This is a genomic window from Kocuria rhizophila (assembly GCF_003667225.1).
In the GTDB taxonomy this organism is placed as follows: domain Bacteria; phylum Actinomycetota; class Actinomycetes; order Actinomycetales; family Micrococcaceae; genus Kocuria; species Kocuria rhizophila.
This window is the reverse complement of record NZ_RCOM01000009.1, coordinates 17,150-35,081: the sequence shown is the minus strand read 5'-3', so window position 1 is coordinate 35,081 and position 17,932 is coordinate 17,150. Positions and strand designations below refer to the sequence as shown.

Here is a 17,932-nt window from a genome sequence, read left to right as displayed (position 1 = left end):
ACCTGAGCTAAGGACAAGCAACCATGTCGAAACGCATTGACGTCGATCACCTCAACGTCTACTACGGCGACTTCCTGGCGGTCCAAGACGTCAGCATGAACATCGAGCCCCGCTCCGTCACGGCCTTCATCGGCCCGTCGGGCTGCGGCAAGTCGACCTTCCTGCGCACCCTGAACCGGATGCACGAGGTCATCCCCGGCGCCTACGCCGAGGGCAAGGTGCTCCTGGACGGGGACGACCTCTACGGCAAGGGTGTGGACCCCGTGACCGTGCGGTCCATGGTGGGCATGGTCTTCCAGCGCCCCAACCCGTTCCCCACCATGTCCATCCGGGACAACGTGCTGGCGGGAGTGAAGCTCAACAACAAGCGGATCTCCAGCAGCGAGGCGGACGACCTGGTGGAGAGCTCGCTGCGCGGCGCGAACCTCTGGAACGAGGTCAAGGACCGGCTGGGCAAGCCCGGCTCCGGGCTCTCCGGAGGTCAGCAGCAGCGTCTGTGCATCGCCCGTGCCATCGCGGTCAAGCCGGACGTCATCCTCATGGATGAGCCCTGCTCCGCGCTGGACCCCATCTCCACCCTGGCCATCGAGGACCTGATCAACGAGATCAAGACCGACTACACGGTGGTCATCGTGACGCACAACATGCAGCAGGCCTCCCGTGTCTCGGACAAGACGGCGTTCTTCAACATCGAGGGCACCGGCAAGCCCGGCCGCCTGATCGAGTACGCACCGACCTCCGAGATCTTCAACACCCCGCAGAAAAAAGAGACCGAGGACTACGTCTCCGGCCGCTTCGGCTGATCGCGTCCTCCTGCGCCCGCCCGGCCCGTCACCGCTGACCGCGGTGGCGGGCCGGGCGTCGTCGTGCCGGGACACTGGTGCGCGGGACCTGCGCGCGAGGGTCAGCCGGCCGGGGTGGGGATCAGCGGGGACACGGCGAGGAAGAGGACCGCTGAGACCACGCCGCACACGGGCACGGTGAGCAGCCACGTGCCGAGGACCCGCACCAGGGTGGAGTGGTACACGGTGCGGAACTTCTGGGCCGAGCCCGCGCCCAGGATGGCTGCGGTGCTCGTCTGCGAGCTCGACAGCGGGATGGGGGAGAGGAAGGCGCCCAGGAACAGCAGCGTGCCGGAGACGGTCTGGGCGATCGCCCCGCGCAGCGGGTCCAGGGAGACCACGCGGGAGGACAGCGTGTAGGAGATGCGCCAGCCGCCCAGCAGGGTGCCGAACGCCAGGCACAGGCCCACGAGCAGGCTCAGCCACACGGGGATGCCGTCCCGGGAGCCGCCCTCACCGGCCATCAGCAGCAGCAGGACCAGCAGCCACAGGGTGCGGCGGGCGTGCTGGATCCCGTGGCCGAAGTGGATGGCGGCGGCGCCGGTGGCCTGCACCACGCCCGCGCGGAAGCCCACACGGCCCGGGGACTGGTGCTTGACCAGGTGGACCATGGGGATGACCAGCAGGAACGCGAGCACGAACGCGATGATCGGCGCCACGACGAGAGGTGCAACCACGTTCCACGAGAGGTACGGACCGAGGGAGAGGTCGCCGCCGGACAGTCCCACCGCACGAGCGCCCAGCAGCGATCCCACGAGGGCGCCGCCTATCGCCGCGGTCGAGGAGGAGGGCATGCGCCACCACCAGGTGAGCAGGTCCCAGCCGATGGCGCTGAGCAGCGCGCAGATCAGGGCGACCGTCCCCACGCCGTTGAGGGGCACGGGGATCTCGAAGGTGATCATGTCGGTCAGCACGATCCCCACGAGGAGGGCACCCACGAGGTTGAACACGGCCCCCATCCACAGAGCCACTCGCGGTGTGAGGGCGTTGAAGCGCACGGGCAGTGCCACGGCATTGGATGCGTCGTGGAAACCGTTGATCACGGTGAACGCGAGCGTCAGCAGGATGCCCGCGAAGGCCAGCACCTCGGTCATGACGGGTCAGTACTCCGCCACGAGGATCCGGCCCACCTCGGAGGAGACCTGGCCCAGGGCATGGGCGGCGTCGAAGAGCTGCTGGGCGGTGTCCATGCGGCGGATCGCCTGGGCGGCCTTGTAGTCCTCCATGAGGCGGGCCCGGTACGCCCGCTGGGTGCGCTCCGCCTGGCGGGTGAGGCGCATCATCTCGAACCAGTAGTCGTCCAGCTCGTCCATGCTGGTGAGACGCCCCATGGCCTTGCAGGTCATGTGGGCCATGTGCTGGATCACGGCCAGCTGCTCGGTGGCCTGGGAGCTGGGGCGCTCCACCTTGTACTGGCGGTGCAGCTCGGCGCACGCCACGAGGCACTGCACGGAGCGCAGCAACCAGTGGCCCAGGACGTAGACGTCCTGGCGGGGGATAGGCACCACGTACGAGGAACGAGTGGTGGTCATCAGCGAGAAGTAGAGGTTGGTGCAGCGGTCCTCGGTCTCCAGCAGGTCCGTGAGCGGTTGCTCCCAGACCTTGTCCACCTGCCCCACGTGCTCGGAGAGCTGCTCGACCGCGGTGACGACGCATCGGCTCATCTGGACCAGCAGGTCCGTGACCCGCTCGTCCTCCGGGAAGATCCGAAAGGCCATCCGTCCGTCCTTGGGTTACGCACCGTGAAGTTTCGGCGTCATGCTACCCAACGAAGGTTAACCGGTCGGATTCGCCACGAACCGGTGAGGAAGCGGTGCCGGACCGGGAGCGCCTCTCGGCGGAAGGCCGCTCGTAGCGGCTGAATGATGGAGCCCGGGGCTGCCACGGCCCGACACCTGCTCATCATTTTAGCGCCGGCCCCCGGGGGCCCACCAACCGGAGCGCACCCACCGGGCCGCGCTCGCCGGCGATCACCAACGGTGTGTCGCACCGGCCAAGGCGCGGCCACCGGACCGTGCCCGCCGGGAAGAGGCACCTGGGCGCCCGGTGGGTGCCGGTCACTCGAGGTGGCCGTGGCGCCAGGCCCGCGCGGCGGCGTCGAGCTCGTCGGCGGTGCGCAGCAGCCGGGGGATCCGCTCCCACGGACGGTCCACGGTGAGCCCGGGTGCGTCCAGCGTGTGCTCCTGGCCCACGGCGATCACACGGCAGAACGCGGCGAACCGTTCGAGGGCCACGTCGAACTCGCCGTCGAAGGCCCCGGAGAGGATGACGTCCGCCACGTCGCAGATCTCCTCCGCGCCTGGAGGGTCCGCCACGCCCGCGACCACGTTCGAGACCTGGGCGGCGTGGCGGCCCGTGGCGAACCACCGTCCCATGCGATGCGGATCGGTGCGGGCCGCCGCGCGCAGCGCGTAGAGCCGCCACAGCGCTCCTGGGAGGGAGACGGCCGGGGCCTCGGCCCACATCTCGGCGATCCCGTCCAGCCCCTGCTCGTCCGTGAGCCGCACGAGACGTTCGTGCACCTCGGGGTCGCGGGAGCGCCGCCCCCTGGACACGAGCGCCTGCGCCGCCAGGTGCGCCGCCTCCGAGACCCGCGCGGGGTCCGTCCCGCCCTCGTGGGCCTCGAACTTCTCGGGGGAGAACTTCACGGGTGAGTGGTGCATGCGGCGTTCGGACATGCGCCCGAGTGTACGCCCGGGGTCGTCCGGTCCGACCGGCCCGGGGGCGTCCCCCGGCGCGGACGGTGGGCCGTGGCGCGGGCGCACCCCGGGCGCCGTCGGGCCCGTGGGGCCCCCGCGCCCCGTGAAGGCCGCGCACTCCCGTGCGCAGGTCGGACGCACCCGCGCAGACCAGGCGCCCGCCCACAGGCCGGGCGCTCCGGTGCATGCCGGGTGACCGGGCCAGACCAGGTGCGCGGGCGGCGTCGTCCGGGGCGCGCACGACGCCGCCCGGCTCAGTCCGCGGTGTACGTCTCGCCGGCCTGCTGCCGCCAGCGCTCCTCGAGGCGCAGCATGGCCTGCTGGCTCACCGCGCGCCACCAGCGCAGGGCCAGGGCGGGGTCCTGCTCCTCGATGCGCGTGATGGCCTCGGGGGAGAGTCGGCGTGCGGTCACGTGGGTGAGCGCGGTGAAGCTCACGAGGTAGCGCAGCTCGGTGCCCAGGGCGATCTCGCCGAAGCTCATGCCGGGGCCGATCACCTCGAGCTCCACGCGGTCCCCCTGGGGAGAGCGGCGCGAGACCTCCACGCTGCCGGAGGTGACCATGTACACGCCGCTGAACTTCTGACCCGTGCGCAGAAGCGTGGTCCCGGCGTCCCACTCCACGGCCTCGGTGTGGGAGCGGATCTGGCGGACGTCGTCCTCGGCGAGGGTGCTCAGCAGCTCCGAGCGGGTGGAGTGGACGTTGTCCGGCATGCAGTCGGGGTCCCCGAACTGCTCCAGGATCCTGTCCTCAGCCCACGTCAGGGCCTCCGCGCGGGTGGCGAAAACCGTCATGGGGTGCTCCATCCCGCGGGTGTGCTCGTTGCTCTTCTCCGCGATCAGCACCATGTGGTGCCCGGTGCTCTCCACCTGTTCCGCGGTGCGGGAGAGCATGGGGATCACGAACCGCGCCATGTCGTCGACCTGCCGGATGTCCACGAGCACGTACTGGGAGCGCCGGGCGGCGTCGCGGACCGTGCGCACGGCGGTCTCCGCCCCCGCGAACCGCAGGTCCCCCTGCAGCTCGATGATCCGGGCGTCCTCACCGTGCTGCTCCAGGACCTCGCTGGCGGCCTCGTTGCGGCGCACCAGAGAGGGGGCTTCCGCGAGGGTGTACTCGGAGCGCACCGTGGAGTGGCCGTTGCGCTCGGTGCGTGCGAAGTGCAGGTCCAGGTCCTGGGTCAGGCGCTCGCACGCGGCCACACCGCGCACCGAGTTCCCGTGCCGGTCCAGGGGAGGGGAGAACACCGCCACCGCGAGCTGACCCGGGAGCACCGCGATCACGCCGCCGCTGACCCCCGACTTGGCGGGCAGGCCCACGCGCAGCGCCCACCGTCCGGCGTCGTCGTACATGCCGCACGTGCTCATCACGGACAGCACGTCGGAGACCACGGCGGGCTCCAGCACCCGCTCTCCCGTGACGGGGTTGCGCCCGCCGGCCGCCAGGGTGGCGCCCATGCGCGCGAGGTCCACGCAGTTGAGCATCACCGCGCACTGGCCGAAGTAGTCGTCCAGGGCACCCGTGGGGTCCCCGTCGATGATGCCCCGCGAGGTCAGCAGCCACCCGAGGGCCCGGTTGCGGTCCCCGGCCCGGCGCTCCTGGGCCTGCACGTTCTTGTTGATCCGCAGTCGGCGCCCCGCGCACGCCGAGTACAGCCGCAGGATCCGCTCCATGCGTGTCCCGTGGGACGTGTTGCGCACCAGGGAGGTGGCGGCGATCGCCCCGGCGTTGATCATGGGGTTGGAGGGGCGCCCCGTCTCGGGCTGCAGGGAGATCTCGTTGAACGCGTCCCCGCTGGGCTCCACGTCGATCTTCTCGAACACCCCGTCCGCTCCGCGGTCCGTGAGCGCCTGGGCGTACGTGAACGCCTTGGAGATGGACTGGATGCAGAACTCGTGCTTGGTGTCCCCGGCCTGGTACAGGGCGCCGTCCACGGTGGCCACCGCGATCCCCACGGTCCCGGGATCCGCTCCGGCGAGCTCCGGGATGGACGTGTTGACCGCACCGCCCTCAACCTCACGCAGCTCCGCCACGACCCGCCGCAGGTACTCGGTCACCGGGGACGGGCCCAGCTTGGACATGGGGACGGTGCTCATGGGTGTTCCTCGGGGGTCGGTGGGCTGGTGCGCCGGGGTGGACCGCGGCCGTGCACGCCGCGCTCTTCTCGGCCTCCAGGGTCCCACATCTGCGCGGTCCCGGCGCGCCGGGCCCCGGACGACGACGCCGCACGGCCGCCTCCCCGGCCCAGGGCCCGGCGCGGTTGGGGGCCCGGGCTGCGCACGGGTGAACTGGCGGCGGGTCGGTGCTGCGGTAGAGTGGGGCTGCTCGTGCGCGGGGTGACCCGGCGGCGAGCACGCGCCTTTAGCTCAGTTGGTAGAGCAGTGGACTTTTAATCCATGGGTCGTGGGTTCGAGCCCCACAGGGCGCACCACCCGTCCCGCGCCGGTCCCGACCGGCGCGGGACGTTCCATGTCCGGCCGCTGCGCGGCACGCGGCGTCGTTCTCCGGGAGCTGCGGCCTCGCCCGTGCGCATGCCCAGGGTCACAGACCCTGCTCTGGCCACGGCCCCCACTCACGGCCAGTGCCCAGGCCGTGGTGCTCCTGCCCGGGAGGGGCGGCGTGTGGGGAGTCCGGTGCCCTCACCCTGGTCCGTGGCGCCGGGACCGCCGGACCTCCGCGGTCAGCGCCCGGTGCCCACCCTGACGAGTCTCGAAAGCGCCCAGCCCATGAGGGGGCGGTAGGCCACGAGCACCGCGGCCGGTCCGTGGACCGTGACTCCCGCGCGGGTGCCGCCGCTCGAGGACGGGGAGACCCAGTGCGCCAGCGTCAGCTCGAGCGGTCCCAGGCGCACCCGCCACGACCAGCGGCCCTGAGCGGCCTGCACCGAGAGCACGCGGAACGGAACGGGAACCACGCGCAGCGCCCGCACCGTGCCCTCGGTGCCGGGCAGAAGCGTCTCGGTGTCCGCCCGCACGTTCGTCAGGTGCGGTGCCCAGGCGGTCCACAGGTCGAGGCGCTCGTAGTGCTCCCACACGTCCGAGGTGCGTGCCGGTCCGGTGCGGGTCACTGTCATCTTCACGAGGTCGAGTCTGCCCCCGTGCCACAGGAAGCGCCACCGGCGCCGAGGGGGTGAGGCTGTCCCCACTTTGCGCTACGTCCCGTGCGGTCGAGGCTGCGCCGTGCGCTGTCCGGTCTCGCGAAAGGTCGGCCTGACCTGGGCAAACATGCGAAATGGTCGGCTTGTCCACAAAATGGGGATGGTTCGGGGGCGCACTCGCAACCGGTGGAAATACGGGTGGGTGCGTGCCAGCATGAAGACATCGCAACACGGAGCTGGATGGTGCGGTGCGGTCATGACCGGGGGGGAAAACGGGCCGCCTGTGCCGCCGCTGATCCGAACGTCCACCACGCTGGGGGGTGTGGTGTGTTCGGAGCCTCCGTGTGGCGTTGGAACGAAGCCAGTGCCGGGGGGGCACAGGCTTCGAGCGGATCTGATCCGCGCCGGTTGCCGGCGTGTGCGTCCGCTGCGCCCACGCCGGCCCGTTCGGGGGAACGGGCCGGGGCGCAGCGGGCGCATCACGTTAAGGTGCGCCGCGCGCCCGCCATCTCCTCGCGACCGCTGCTCGACGCCGTGCCGTCGCCGCTCGTTGTGCGTGTCCGGACCCCCTGCGACACTGCAGCACATGACTCCGTCCGAGCCGTCCACCCCGTCCGATCTGCGAGCCCGTGCCCTGGGGCACCTGAGAGACCTCACGGGCAATCCGTCCGCGGACTTCCACCCGGGCCAGTTCGAGGCCGTCTCGGCGCTGGTGGAGGGGCACCGGCGGGCTCTCGTGGTGCAACGGACTGGTTGGGGAAAGTCCGCCGTCTACTTCCTCTCCGCGCTGCTCATGAGGGCGCAGGGCTACGGGCCCACGCTGATCATCTCCCCGCTGCTCGCGCTCATGCGGGACCAGGTCTCGGCCGCCCAGCGTGCCGGGGTCCGAGCGGCCGCGATCTCCTCCGCCAATCCCACCGAGTGGGCGGAGATCTCCAGTGCCCTGGACCGCGGTGAGGTGGATGTCCTGCTGGTCTCGCCGGAGCGGCTCAACAACCCGCGGTTCCGGGACGAGCAGCTGCCTCAGCTCATGGACCGGCTGGGGCTGCTGGTCGTGGACGAGGCGCACTGCATCTCGGACTGGGGCCACGACTTCCGCCCGGACTACCGGCGGATCAAGGACATGCTGGCGCAGCTGCCGGACTCCGTGGCGGTGCTGGCCACCACGGCCACCGCGAACGAGCGCGTGATCGAGGACGTCAGGGAGCAGCTGGGGGTGGGCTCCGGGTACGGGGGCGAGGTGTTCACCCTGCGCGGTCCGCTGTCCCGCGCGTCGTTGCGGCTGGGGGTGCTGCGCCTGCCCTCCACCTCGGCGAGGCTGGCCTGGCTGCTGGCCCATCTGGACGAGCTGCCGGGCAGCGGGATCATCTACGCCCTGACCATCGGTGCGGCGGAGGACACCGCCCAGGCCCTCACGGACGCGGGTCACCGCGTGGCCGCCTACACGGGCCGCACCGACGCCGCGGAGCGGGAGGACCTCGAGGCGGCGCTGAAGGACAACCAGGTCAAGGCCCTCGTGGCCACCTCCGCGCTCGGCATGGGTTTCGACAAGCCCGATCTGGGCTTCGTGGTGCACCTCGGTGCGCCGTCGTCCCCCGTGGCCTACTACCAGCAGGTGGGGCGTGCCGGGCGCGCCACGGACACCGCGGACGTCCTGCTGCTCCCCGGGCGCGAGGACCGGGACATCTGGGAGTACTTCGCCACCGCGTCCATGCCCACCGAGGAGAAGGCCACCGCCGTCCTCACCGCACTTGCGGAGCACGGCGGGCCGCTGTCCGTCGCGGCGCTGGAGCCCCGCGTCAACATCAAGCGCTCGCCGCTGGAGCTGCTGCTCAAGGTGCTCGCCGTGGACGGAGCCGTGGAACGCGTGGGCGGGGGATGGCAGAGCACCGGCAGGCCGTGGCACTACGACGCTCCGCGGTACGACCGTGTGGGCCGCGCCAGGGAGGCCGAGCAGCGGGCCATGCTGGACTACCAGGTCACGGACGGGTGCCGCATGCAGTTCCTCACGCGCCAGCTCGACGACCCCTCGGGGGAACCGTGCGGGCGGTGCGACGTGTGCGCGGGGCCGTGGTACCCCACCGACGTCGATCCCGAGGTCTCCTCCGCGGCGGATGCCGCCCTGCACCGCGCCGGTGTCCCCCTCGAGCCGCGCGCCCAGTGGCCCACGGGAATGGAGCGTCTCGGCATCCGTGTGAAGGGCAAGATCCCGGAGACGGAGCGCGCGGAGCGCGGTCGCGCCGTGGCGCGCCTCACCGATCTCGGCTGGGGGGCCCGGCTGCGGGAGATCTTCCGCGCGGACGCGAACGGGCAGCCGGTGGACTCCCAGGTCACCGCGGACCTCGGACGGGCCGCCCTCACGGTGCTGTCGCAGTGGGACTGGCAGCAGCGGCCCACGGCCGTGGTGGCCATGCCGTCCCAGTCCCGACCGCAGCTGGTGGACTCCCTGGCACGGGGCATTGCGTCGGCGGGCCACCTCCCGTTCTGGGGCGCGCTGGAGCTGAATCCCGACGTCCCCCGGGGCAGCCACGGGGGCAACAGTGCCTACCGGCTTGCCGAGGTGTGGGACCGGTTCACCGTTCCGCCGGACGTGACGGAGCAGCTCAGCGCTTCGGGGCGTCCCGTGGTCCTGCTGGTGGACGACCTCGTGGACAGCCGCTGGAGCCTCACGGTCGCGGCGCAGCAGCTGCGGCTGGCCGGTGCTGAGGCCGTGCTGCCGTTCGTGCTCGCGGCACAGGGCTGAGCGGTTTGAGTGCCCGACCGGGCCGGGGCCGCCGCCCCCCCCCCGGAGCGTCCCCAGCTCGGGTTCCGGACACTGAATTATCCTGACGGCATGGCCCAGCACTCAGGTGATCCGCTCGTGGAGATCGTCATTCCCGTCCACTCCACATCACGTCCCATCGAACGCGCCGTGTCCTCCGCGCTTCGTGCGAGCCGAGGAGCCCGCCCGGGGCAGTGCCGCGTGACGGTGGTGGCGCACCACGTGTCCGCTGACGAGGTCCGGGCCGTCCTGTCCGCTGAGCAGCGCGCAGCGGTCACGGTGATCGAGTGCGAGGACCGTGGGAGCACGGCGGCGGTGCCCCGCAACGAAGCCCTTCGCCGCACCAGGGCACGCTACATCAGCTTCCTCGACAGCGACGACACCCTCGACGCGGGCGCGGTGACCCGGTGGCTCGGGATCGCCGAGCGCAGGGGCAGCGACCTCGTGATCCCCTTCCAGCACCACACGGGCCATCGAGTGGACATCACCCCCATCCTCCGCCCGTTCCGCAGCTCCCGTCTGGACCCGGTGAAGGACCGGCTGGGGTATCGCAGCTCAGCGTTCGGCCTCGTCCGGGTGGCCACCATCCATCGTCTCGGGGCCCGGTTCGACGAGCATGTGCGCACGGGTGAGGACCAGGCCTTCGTGCTGGCTCTGTACGCCGGCGCCGCAAGGATTGACTACGCCCCGGGATCACCCGGATATCTCGTGCACGCGGACGCCGAGGTGCGGGTGTCCAGACAGCCGTTGCCCATCCGCGCGCAGGTCGCTGCCGCCCTCGACATCACGCACGGTCCGGGGGCACTGCCGGTTGGTTCGGGTCTGCGGGCGTCCTACATACTCAAGTACATCCGGGTGAACTTCTTTCCCTCCCTGGAAGAGTCGTTGCGGGCGGGGCAATGGGGCCCGCAGCTCGAAGAGGCTGCCAATCGCACGGCGCAGGAGATGCTGGCCTTCGCTCCCCATGTTGAGCAGCGCCTTTCCCACGCAGATGTCGAGGTTCTCCGGTTGCTGCGTGATGGAGCGGGTGGGGACGATCTCCTCAAGGCCTTGCAGGCACGCCGCCGGTTTGCCGCCCCAGCGGCGTTGATCACTTCGGATCCCCGCTGGGCGCTCGATCGGCAGAGCCCCTTGCGCATCGCTGCCGCGAGCGCCGTGCAGATGTTCCGCTACCGCATCGGGTCTCGCTGAGCAGAGTCAGGAGAAAGACCGAGCCCTCGCGAGCAGGCTCCGGTTCACCGCTCTCGGCGCAGCTGTGCCCGGCCCCGCAGGGAATGGAGGCGAGGAACTACATCTTGCCAAGAAATGGCGAACCAGGCGGTCAGGAACACCAGCGTGGCCAGGACGTTCGAGCCGATGCCCGGGTGGGTCGTGACGAACCACACCCCCGTCAGGACCAGAACGTAACCCGCTGCCACTCGCAGCATGAGCCCCGTCCAGGCCATGCGGTCGTGGATCCACACGATGACGAGCGGCCCGAGGGAGCTCACCAGGCAGCCCACCAGGTAGCCCAGGGCCGCAGCCATGACCCCCAGCTCGGGCCCCCACCACAGGATGGTTCCCACTCCCAGCAGCAGGCCCACGGCGTTGCCCGCGGCGAGGGCGCGCACGCCCCAGTTCTCGCCGCCGTTGAGTCGCGAGTTGGAGGCGTTGAAACTCGTGGCGGAGACCGCGAAGAAGAGCACGATGAGCAGCGGAGCGGCCTGGGTGAACTCCTCGGCCCGCGCGTTGTAGAGCAGGTGGATGATGGGCTCCGCCCACAGGATTCCCACCCCGAACACGGGCAGGAACACGAGCACCATGATCCGCAGGATCGAATCCAGCTGCCGACGCATGCCGGGGAGGTCTCCGGCCGTGAACATGCGCGCCACCGCCGGTGCGAGCGCCACCAGCATGGAGGAGGACAGCATGCTCGCGGGCGTCGCGATGCTCACGGCCGCGGAGTACTGGCCCACGGCTGAGGCCGTGTCGTAGTGCTTGCCCATGATCATGGAGAGCTGCAGCAGCCCGGAGGCCGTGAGGATGTTGATGGCCGCCCACACGGTGAACGTGTTGATCTCTCGCTTGAGCGGTCGGGGCAGAGGCCCGCCGGAGGTGCGGGGCCAGCCCGGGATCGCGTAGATGAGGTACCCCAGGCTCAGCGGGAGCAGCAGCAGGGGAGTGAACCCTCCCAGCAGGACCAGCAGCAGCAGGGTGAGGGTGACACCCGAGCTGATGCAGTCCCACACGGCAGTGGTGACGAACTGGTTGTTGCCGGTACGGACTCCACGCACGAAGTTGTAGGCGGACAGTGCGACCACCAGCAGGCCCGCCGAGACCGCGTAGGAGGGTGGCAGGTGCAGCGACCACGTGGCCACCCCGACCGCCGCCACGGCCAGCACGGCGGTGGCCAGCGCGGCCGTCCGGGACGTGTAGACCGCCACGGAGAGCTGCTCCTCACGGTGCTGCTGCCCGCGCGCCATGGCGATGAACTTGGAGGCGGCGTTGCCTGAGGCCTGCGGCCACAGCAGCACGAGGAACAGCGCCAGGGAGATCGCCAGGTTGACCTGGCCGAGGATCTCGCTGCCCAGCATGTTGCCGATCAGCAGGCTGTAGCCGAACCGGGACAGCCCCTGGACGAACACCGCCACCACGGTCAGAGCGAAGGACGACCCGATGGGGTTGTCCTTGTTCTCGTGGTTGGGCGGCGGGAAAAGAATCCGGCGCCACTTGCCGGGGGGCGCTGGAGAAGGGGGGCTTGACGTCACTCGTGGAAGTTTATCGATCGCCGCGGGTCCCTGGATCCTCGTGGGCGACCAATCGATAGATTCGGGAGAACGCGGAGCCGACTTCCGCCCGGGAGAACCGAGTGCGCACGGTGCTGGCGATCGCGGCCGGGTCAGCATTGTGGAAGGTGTCCCAGGCCCGCTGGACGGCGTCGGCGAGATCGGACACGTCCCAGCTGTCGGTGAGGACGGAATTCTCCTCAGTGCAGTAGTCGTCAAAACCGCCGCTCAACGGCACAGCGGCTGGCCGACCCGCGGCGATCGCCTCGGCCACTGCTGTGAAGAAATTTTCCTGCGCACTTGGCAGGAAGAAGATGTGGGCCGCGGCGAGCCGATCCGCAACCTCGGCCGGGGGAATCGGCCCGGTGAGTTCCACACGGTCCTCGATGCCCAGGTCGCGAGCCGTACTGCGCAGTGTGTTCATGAGAGGACCGTTGCCCACCAAGGTGTAGCGCACGTCCATGCCTCGTCGCACGAGTTCCGCGATGGTTTCCAGGGCCAGTACCGGGCGCTTGCGATCAATGAGGGCCCCGACCCCCACCAAACCGATCGGGGGGCTGCTGGGAAATGCCGTGGCGGGTTCCGGGTTCTGCACGACGCAGGGCACCACATGCGTGGCGCCAGGCCGGGAGAAACGGGCCATTTCCCGGCACAGTGCATCGGTCACGCCAGTGACGGCATGGGGCAACCGCAGGGCGTGCCGCAACCAGGCTGAACGCTCCCACAGAGGACCCACACTGCTCGGGTTCACCACGCCGTTCCAGTGTTCCGTGTGCACCCACGGCAGTCGGCGCACAGCCCAGGGCGCCGCGGCAAAGAGCACTGCGGAGAAAGCCATGGTGTGCAGCACGTCTGCGCCCCGTAGACCAGCAGAGATCACCCGTGTCACCTCGACATAGCTGCGTGGGTCCACGACATTGAGCCGAACACGCGTAACAGGGACGCCCTCGTAGCTCTCTTGAACGGTCGTGCCCGAGGCGCGTCCGATGAGGACGTGGACGACCGCCACCTGGTGGCCGGCCTCCTGCAGGGCCCAGCAGTGCTCGAGGATGAAGGGGGTGCGGCTGGGGGTCTTGGCATCGGGGAACCACGCGGTGACGACGAGGGAACGCACAGGACGACGGCCTTTCGGAAGAGGAGAGGGCGGCTTGACGCCGCACCTCCACGATTATCACTCAGGTCCACGCGGGTACTGGATCCCGTGGCGGCACGCCGGACGAACTGGGCCGACGCGTCAGGGCGGCCGACGTCCATCCGCGTGGGGCTCACGGCCTGCGTAGGCGACCGCTTTGACCGCCCGCGCACCAGCCCGATAGTCTGATAACCGTTGTTTTGTGGTGAGGCGTTCCCCGGGGCGCCCGTCGCCACGAATGACACGGAGACGTGCCAGAGCGGCCGAATGGACTTCACTGCTAATGAAGGGCTCGGATTAACCCCGGGCCGGGGGTTCAAATCCCCCCGTCTCCGCCCACGAGCAGAACGCCGTCCGCGATCACGCGGGCGGCGTTCTGCGTGTCTCCCCCTGTCACAATCCGGCGACCGACGTGTTTGCTCCTGCATATCGATGCACATGGATACACTCCAAAACAGCACCAGGTCCACTCCCGCCCGCTCGGGTCCGCGGCGTACCGGACCCGGGCCGGAGCAGGAGGAACGGGTATGAGCAACGTACGAGTGCGCGGCTGGATCGCGGCAGGACTGTCGGTGGCCGTGATCGCCGCCGCGGGACCCGCGGCTGCGGCGCCCCCGGATGGAGCGGCGTCGTCGGGAGAGCAGGCCGCGCAGGCGCAGCCGGCGGTGACCGGGGGAGTGGCCACCCTGGGCCGGGGGTCGGCAGGGCAGGGCCGTGTGCTCCCCGAGACGGACCGGTTCGTGGTGGAGTACAAGGAGGGCGCGCCCCGGGAGCACCGCAGTGCCGCGCTCGCTCAAGCCTCGCAGACCGCTGACGTCCCGCGGGCGGAGACGGTCCGGGCCACGGGCAGCGGTGAGGATGTCGTGGAGACGGACACCATGCTCTCCCCTGCGGAGCAGAAGGACATGGTGGCCGCTATCGAGGCCAACCCTGCCGTGGAGTCCGCGGAGCCCGACCAGATCGTGGTGGGGGCGCTCGCCGCGACACCTCCCGCCACCCCGAACGACACGAACTGGAACTACCAGTGGGGCCCGCGCAACATCGGCGTGCCGAACGCGTGGTGGCAGGGCACCGGTCAGGGCGTGGTGATCGGCATTGCGGACACTGGCCAGATCAACCACCCGGACCTCAACGCCAAGACGGTGCCCGGCTACGACTTCCTCTCCGACACCTACCACTCGCGGGACGGCAACGGGCGTGACGCGAACCCGCAGGACCAGGGGGACTGGAGCCCGGGGCGGCCGTCCTGGTGGCACGGTTCGCACGTGGCGGGCATCGCCGCCGCGCAGACGAACAACAGGATGGGCATCGCCGGTGTGGCCCCCGACGCGAAGGTCCAGCATGCCCGCGTTCTCGGGGCGGACGGCCGCGGGTACGTATCGGACATCGCGGACGGCGTGATGTGGTCTGCGGGCATTCCCATCCCGGGAGTGCCCCGGAACACGAACCCGGCCAAGGTGGTCAACCTGTCGGAGGCGTGGGACTCCGGTAGCTGTCCCGCGGTGATGCAGAACGCGATCAACCGGATGCACAAGATCAACGTGCCGCTCGTGGTGGCGGCCGGCAACGCGGCCAAGAGCGCGAACCTGGCCGCGCCCGCCAACTGCGGGGGCGCCATCGTGGTCGGGGCCACGTCGTACCGCAACCAGCTCACGGGGTACACGAACTGGGGACCGATGCTCGACGTCGTGGCGCCCGGGGGAGATGCGGGGTCGCCGATCTGGTCCACGGTCAACACGGGCACCTACTCGATCGGCAAGCCGACCTACGGAGACCTCAGTGGGACCTCCATGGCGGCACCGCACGTGGCCGGGGTGATCGCGATCATGAAGGAACGGAATCCGGACCTGGGGGTCGAGGCCATCCGGAGCACCCTTCGCAGCACCGGCACGAACGTGAGCGGTTACCGCAAGGTCAATGCCACTGCTGCGGCTCGGGCCGTCCCCCGTGCCAAACCAACGGTGCACGGTGCCATCGCCACCTACTACAACGCCCACGGTGGCGCTGCCGCCATGGGTGCGCCCACCACGTGGGAGCAGAGCACGGGGGTGGGCGGCGTGGTGCAGACCTTCACGAAGAACGGCAGGGTCACCAAGATCTACTGGTCCCACGAGACCGGTGCGCACAAGGTTGAAACCTGGAAGGGCATTGGAACGCGGTACGCGCAGCTGGGCGGCCCGACCGCTTTCGGGCTGCCCGCCAAGGACGAACTGCCCACGGCAACCGGCGGGGCCTACCAGAACTTCGTGCGCCCAGGGACGAAGCAGACCACCAAGATCATCTGGAGTGGGGCGACCGGCGCTCAACCGGTCGTTGAAACATCGGGTATCGGCAGGCAATGGTCCCGCGACGGCTACGAGGCCGGTGCCGGCTACCCCACCTCACCCGAGGTGAAGACCTCCGCGGGGGCGTACCAGCGCTTCCGCGACGTGAAGACCGGTGAGACCACGCAGTACACCTGGACACGGAGCACGGGGAAGGTGGTTCGCACCGCCGTCCGCTGACCGCTCGCAGAATGGCCCGGGGTGCGGCTCGGGCGCCTGACTCCGGGATGAACCTGCCCCGCCCTGCCCGTCGATATCCTGGACGGCATGGGTATTCAGCAGCGCGTGGTGGTGGTGGGGGCCGGTCCCCGTGGTCTGTCGGTCGTGGAACGGCTCGTGGCCCGTTCGGCGCACACGGGGGACCGCGTCTACATCGACCTGGTGGATCCCTTCCCTCCTGGCCCGGGACACGTGTGGCGCACGGACCAGTCGGACGTGTTCCTCATGAACACACCCTCCCTGTTCCCCACTGTCATCGCGGCACCCGGGGCCCTGGAGGTGCCCTCGCCGGAACCGCTGCGGGGGATGAGCTTCGAGCGGTGGCGCCGCGGCGTCGTCGCCGGGGAGATCACGCCCGTGACGCCGCTCTCGCCGGAGCAGAGCGCGGCGCTCGCGGAGCTCACCCCCCAGGGCTACCCGCCGCGCGCCGTCTACGGGCGCTACCTCGAGTGGGTGTTCGCCACGCTGCAGGAGAACCTCCCGGACACGGTGCGCCTGCAGGTGCACCGCGGAGAGGCCGTGGACGCGTGGGTCCGTTCCGAGGGCCGGCACCGCTACGCGGTGGAGCTGTCGGGCGGGCTCGTGCTCCCAGCGGACGCGGTGGTGCTCGCCCTGGGCCACCTGGACGCGCACCTGCGCCCGGCGCAGAAGGACCTGGTGGACGGGGCCGCCGAGCACGGCCTCACGTACTGGCCGCCCACCGTCCCCGCGGACGCCTTCTGGTCCGAGCTGCCGAGCGGTGAGACGGTCCTGGTGCGCGGCATGGGTCTGAACTTCTGCGACGCGCTGGCGCGGCTCACCGAGGGCCGTGGTGGCTCGTTCGACACCGACCCGAACAACCCCGAACGGTTGGTCTACCAGCCCTCGGGGCGCGAGCCGAAGATCGTGGCCGGGTCCCGGCGGGGCACCCCCTACCGCGCGAAGCCCGTGCTGCAGGGCTACTACGCGCAGTCCCTCCAGACCCGGTTCTTCACCCTGGACGCCGTGCAGGAGCTGGCGGAGGACTCGCAGCGTGCCCTGTCCTTCGAACGGCAGCTGTGGCCGCTGATCCGCAAGGACGTGATCTGGAACTACTACACGGTCCTGGCCCGCACCGCGCCCGAGGCCTTCCAGTCCGATCCGCAGCAGTTCCTGCGGGAGCTGGACGAGATCCTCCTGGACACCACCGACCCCGGCTGGTCGCACCACAGTGACGCCCTGATCTCCGACGCCGTGGTCCCCGGTCGGCAGCTGCAGCAGGCACGGCTGGCCCGTCCGTTCGAGGACGTCAGCTTCGCGAGCCACGACGAGTACGCCGCGGCGGTCGTGCACTACCTTGACCGCGATGTCCACGGCTCGCTGCGCGGCGAGGACGACCCCGTGAAGATGGCGATCGCGTCCCTCAACGCCGCCCGCACGGTGCTCAAGTGCGTCCTCGCGGAGATCGGGATCTCGGACTCCTCGTGGGTCCACGAGTTGCGCCGCCAGTTCGAGCCCCTCGTGGAAGGCCTCGCCTCGGGCCCGCCCGTGCTGCGGATCCAGCAGCTCGCGGCGCTCACCCGGGCGGGCGTGGTCCGCTTCCTCGGCCCCGAGCCCCGTTTCGTGGTGGACCGCACCGAGGGGTGCTTCGTGGCGGCCTCTCCGTGGGTCGAGGACGCACCGGTGCGCTCGCGGTGGCTCATCGAGGCGATGTCCCCCACCAACGACGTCCACCGCAATATCTCGCCGCTGCTCACCCACATGCACGAGCGCGGGCTGGTGCGCGCCCGCCTCATGGAGACCCAGGACGGCGCGAGCCCCGAGTCCAGCTCGGGTCTGGACGTGAGCATCGAGCGCGCCCGCGGTTCCCGGGACGACGACGCCGCGTCCCGGTCCTTCGTCTACCGCGCCGTGGGCGCCGGAGACCAGGCGGAGGAGGGGATCTACGTAATCGGCCTGCAGCTGTCCTCGGTGCAGTGGGGCGTGTCCATCGCCGCGGAGGCCGAGGCTCCGGCTCACCTTGGCTCCCGCACGATCGCGGACGCGGACCAGATCGCGCAGGACGTCTTCGCGGGGGCGCGGCGCGAACCGTGAGCGGGGCGCCCGGGGCGCCCGGGGCGCGGGCGGCGTCGTCG

Annotated in this window: 12 protein-coding genes and 2 tRNA genes; 7 read left to right on the top strand and 7 right to left on the bottom strand. The window is 70.5% G+C overall.

All coding sequences use genetic code 11. From position 1 onward, the window contains the following. Positions 1-23: 23 nt before the first annotated feature. Entirely contained in the window at positions 24-803 is a 780-nt protein-coding gene (pstB, locus tag D9R02_RS02945; protein ID WP_019310528.1) for a phosphate ABC transporter ATP-binding protein PstB, read from the top strand. Between the two features lie 101 nt (positions 804-904). On the opposite strand, the gene D9R02_RS02940 is transcribed toward pstB, so the two are convergent. The 4 genes from D9R02_RS02940 to glsA form a co-directional block, all read right to left on the bottom strand. After that, the gene (locus tag D9R02_RS02940) at positions 905-1,936 is read right to left on the bottom strand and encodes an inorganic phosphate transporter (protein WP_039101054.1); all 1,032 of its coding nucleotides are present in this window, start codon (positions 1,934-1,936) and stop codon (positions 905-907) included. A 6-nt stretch (positions 1,937-1,942) separates the two neighbouring features. Next, entirely contained in the window at positions 1,943-2,560 is a 618-nt protein-coding gene (locus D9R02_RS02935; protein WP_121566301.1) for a DUF47 domain-containing protein, read from the bottom strand. Between the two features lie 339 nt (positions 2,561-2,899). Next, on the bottom strand, positions 2,900-3,520 hold the full coding sequence (locus D9R02_RS02930; RefSeq protein ID WP_019310525.1) for a hypothetical protein: 621 nt from the start codon (positions 3,518-3,520) through the stop codon (positions 2,900-2,902). Positions 3,521-3,795: 275 nt separating this feature from the next. Next, complete coding sequence (gene glsA / locus D9R02_RS02925) at positions 3,796-5,637, bottom strand: glutaminase A (protein WP_052239247.1); 1,842 nt, start codon at positions 5,635-5,637, stop codon at positions 3,796-3,798. A 259-nt stretch (positions 5,638-5,896) separates the two neighbouring features. Here glsA and D9R02_RS02920 point away from each other — a divergent pair. Beyond that, positions 5,897-5,972: transfer RNA gene (locus tag D9R02_RS02920), tRNA-Lys, on the top strand. A 249-nt stretch (positions 5,973-6,221) separates the two neighbouring features. On the opposite strand, the gene D9R02_RS02915 is transcribed toward D9R02_RS02920, so the two are convergent. Beyond that, positions 6,222-6,614, bottom strand: coding sequence for an SRPBCC family protein (locus tag D9R02_RS02915; RefSeq protein WP_239357802.1), 393 nt, complete (start codon positions 6,612-6,614; stop codon positions 6,222-6,224). Positions 6,615-7,224: 610 nt separating this feature from the next. On the opposite strand from D9R02_RS02915, the gene D9R02_RS02910 reads away from it, so the two are divergent. Both D9R02_RS02910 and D9R02_RS02905 read left to right on the top strand, forming a co-directional pair. Beyond that, entirely contained in the window at positions 7,225-9,381 is a 2,157-nt protein-coding gene (locus tag D9R02_RS02910) for a RecQ family ATP-dependent DNA helicase (RefSeq protein ID WP_039101056.1), read from the top strand. A gap of 90 nt (positions 9,382-9,471) precedes the next feature. Then, positions 9,472-10,590: a glycosyltransferase family 2 protein gene (locus tag D9R02_RS02905; RefSeq protein WP_065118169.1), complete on the top strand. Its 1,119-nt coding sequence runs from the start codon at positions 9,472-9,474 to the stop codon at positions 10,588-10,590. Positions 10,591-10,634: 44 nt separating this feature from the next. Here D9R02_RS02905 and D9R02_RS02900 read toward each other — a convergent pair whose 3' ends face one another. Both D9R02_RS02900 and D9R02_RS02895 read right to left on the bottom strand, forming a co-directional pair. Continuing rightward, positions 10,635-12,146, bottom strand: a complete 1,512-nt coding sequence (locus D9R02_RS02900) for a lipopolysaccharide biosynthesis protein (protein ID WP_050899492.1) — start codon at positions 12,144-12,146, stop codon at positions 10,635-10,637. A gap of 10 nt (positions 12,147-12,156) precedes the next feature. After that, a complete protein-coding gene (locus D9R02_RS02895) occupies positions 12,157-13,278 on the bottom strand; it encodes a glycosyltransferase (protein ID WP_019310519.1) in 1,122 nt (373 codons plus the stop codon). Positions 13,279-13,541: 263 nt separating this feature from the next. Between D9R02_RS02895 and D9R02_RS02890 the strand changes: the two genes are divergently transcribed. The 3 genes from D9R02_RS02890 (at position 13,542) to D9R02_RS02880 (ending at position 17,891) form a co-directional block, all read left to right on the top strand. After that, positions 13,542-13,631: transfer RNA gene (locus D9R02_RS02890), tRNA-Ser, on the top strand. Positions 13,632-13,823: 192 nt separating this feature from the next. Continuing rightward, positions 13,824-15,800 carry a S8 family serine peptidase gene (locus D9R02_RS02885; RefSeq protein WP_121566299.1) on the top strand — a complete coding sequence of 659 codons (1,977 nt, stop codon included), beginning with the start codon at positions 13,824-13,826 and terminating at the stop codon, positions 15,798-15,800. Positions 15,801-15,887: 87 nt separating this feature from the next. After that, entirely contained in the window at positions 15,888-17,891 is a 2,004-nt protein-coding gene (locus tag D9R02_RS02880; protein ID WP_121566298.1) for an FAD/NAD(P)-binding protein, read from the top strand. The last annotated feature ends 41 nt before the right edge of the window (positions 17,892-17,932 follow it).

Coding starts and splice junctions, on each gene's coding strand:
- pstB (WP_019310528.1), top strand. CDS start 24: ATGTCGAAACGCATTGACGTCGATCACCTCAACGTCTACTACGGCGAC.
- D9R02_RS02940 (WP_039101054.1), bottom strand. CDS start 1,936: ATGACCGAGGTGCTGGCCTTCGCGGGCATCCTGCTGACGCTCGCGTTC.
- D9R02_RS02935 (WP_121566301.1), bottom strand. CDS start 2,560: ATGGCCTTTCGGATCTTCCCGGAGGACGAGCGGGTCACGGACCTGCTG.
- D9R02_RS02930 (WP_019310525.1), bottom strand. CDS start 3,520: ATGTCCGAACGCCGCATGCACCACTCACCCGTGAAGTTCTCCCCCGAG.
- glsA (WP_052239247.1), bottom strand. CDS start 5,637: ATGAGCACCGTCCCCATGTCCAAGCTGGGCCCGTCCCCGGTGACCGAG.
- D9R02_RS02915 (WP_239357802.1), bottom strand. CDS start 6,614: ATGACAGTGACCCGCACCGGACCGGCACGCACCTCGGACGTGTGGGAG.
- D9R02_RS02910 (WP_039101056.1), top strand. CDS start 7,225: ATGACTCCGTCCGAGCCGTCCACCCCGTCCGATCTGCGAGCCCGTGCC.
- D9R02_RS02905 (WP_065118169.1), top strand. CDS start 9,472: ATGGCCCAGCACTCAGGTGATCCGCTCGTGGAGATCGTCATTCCCGTC.
- D9R02_RS02885 (WP_121566299.1), top strand. CDS start 13,824: ATGAGCAACGTACGAGTGCGCGGCTGGATCGCGGCAGGACTGTCGGTG.
- D9R02_RS02880 (WP_121566298.1), top strand. CDS start 15,888: ATGGGTATTCAGCAGCGCGTGGTGGTGGTGGGGGCCGGTCCCCGTGGT.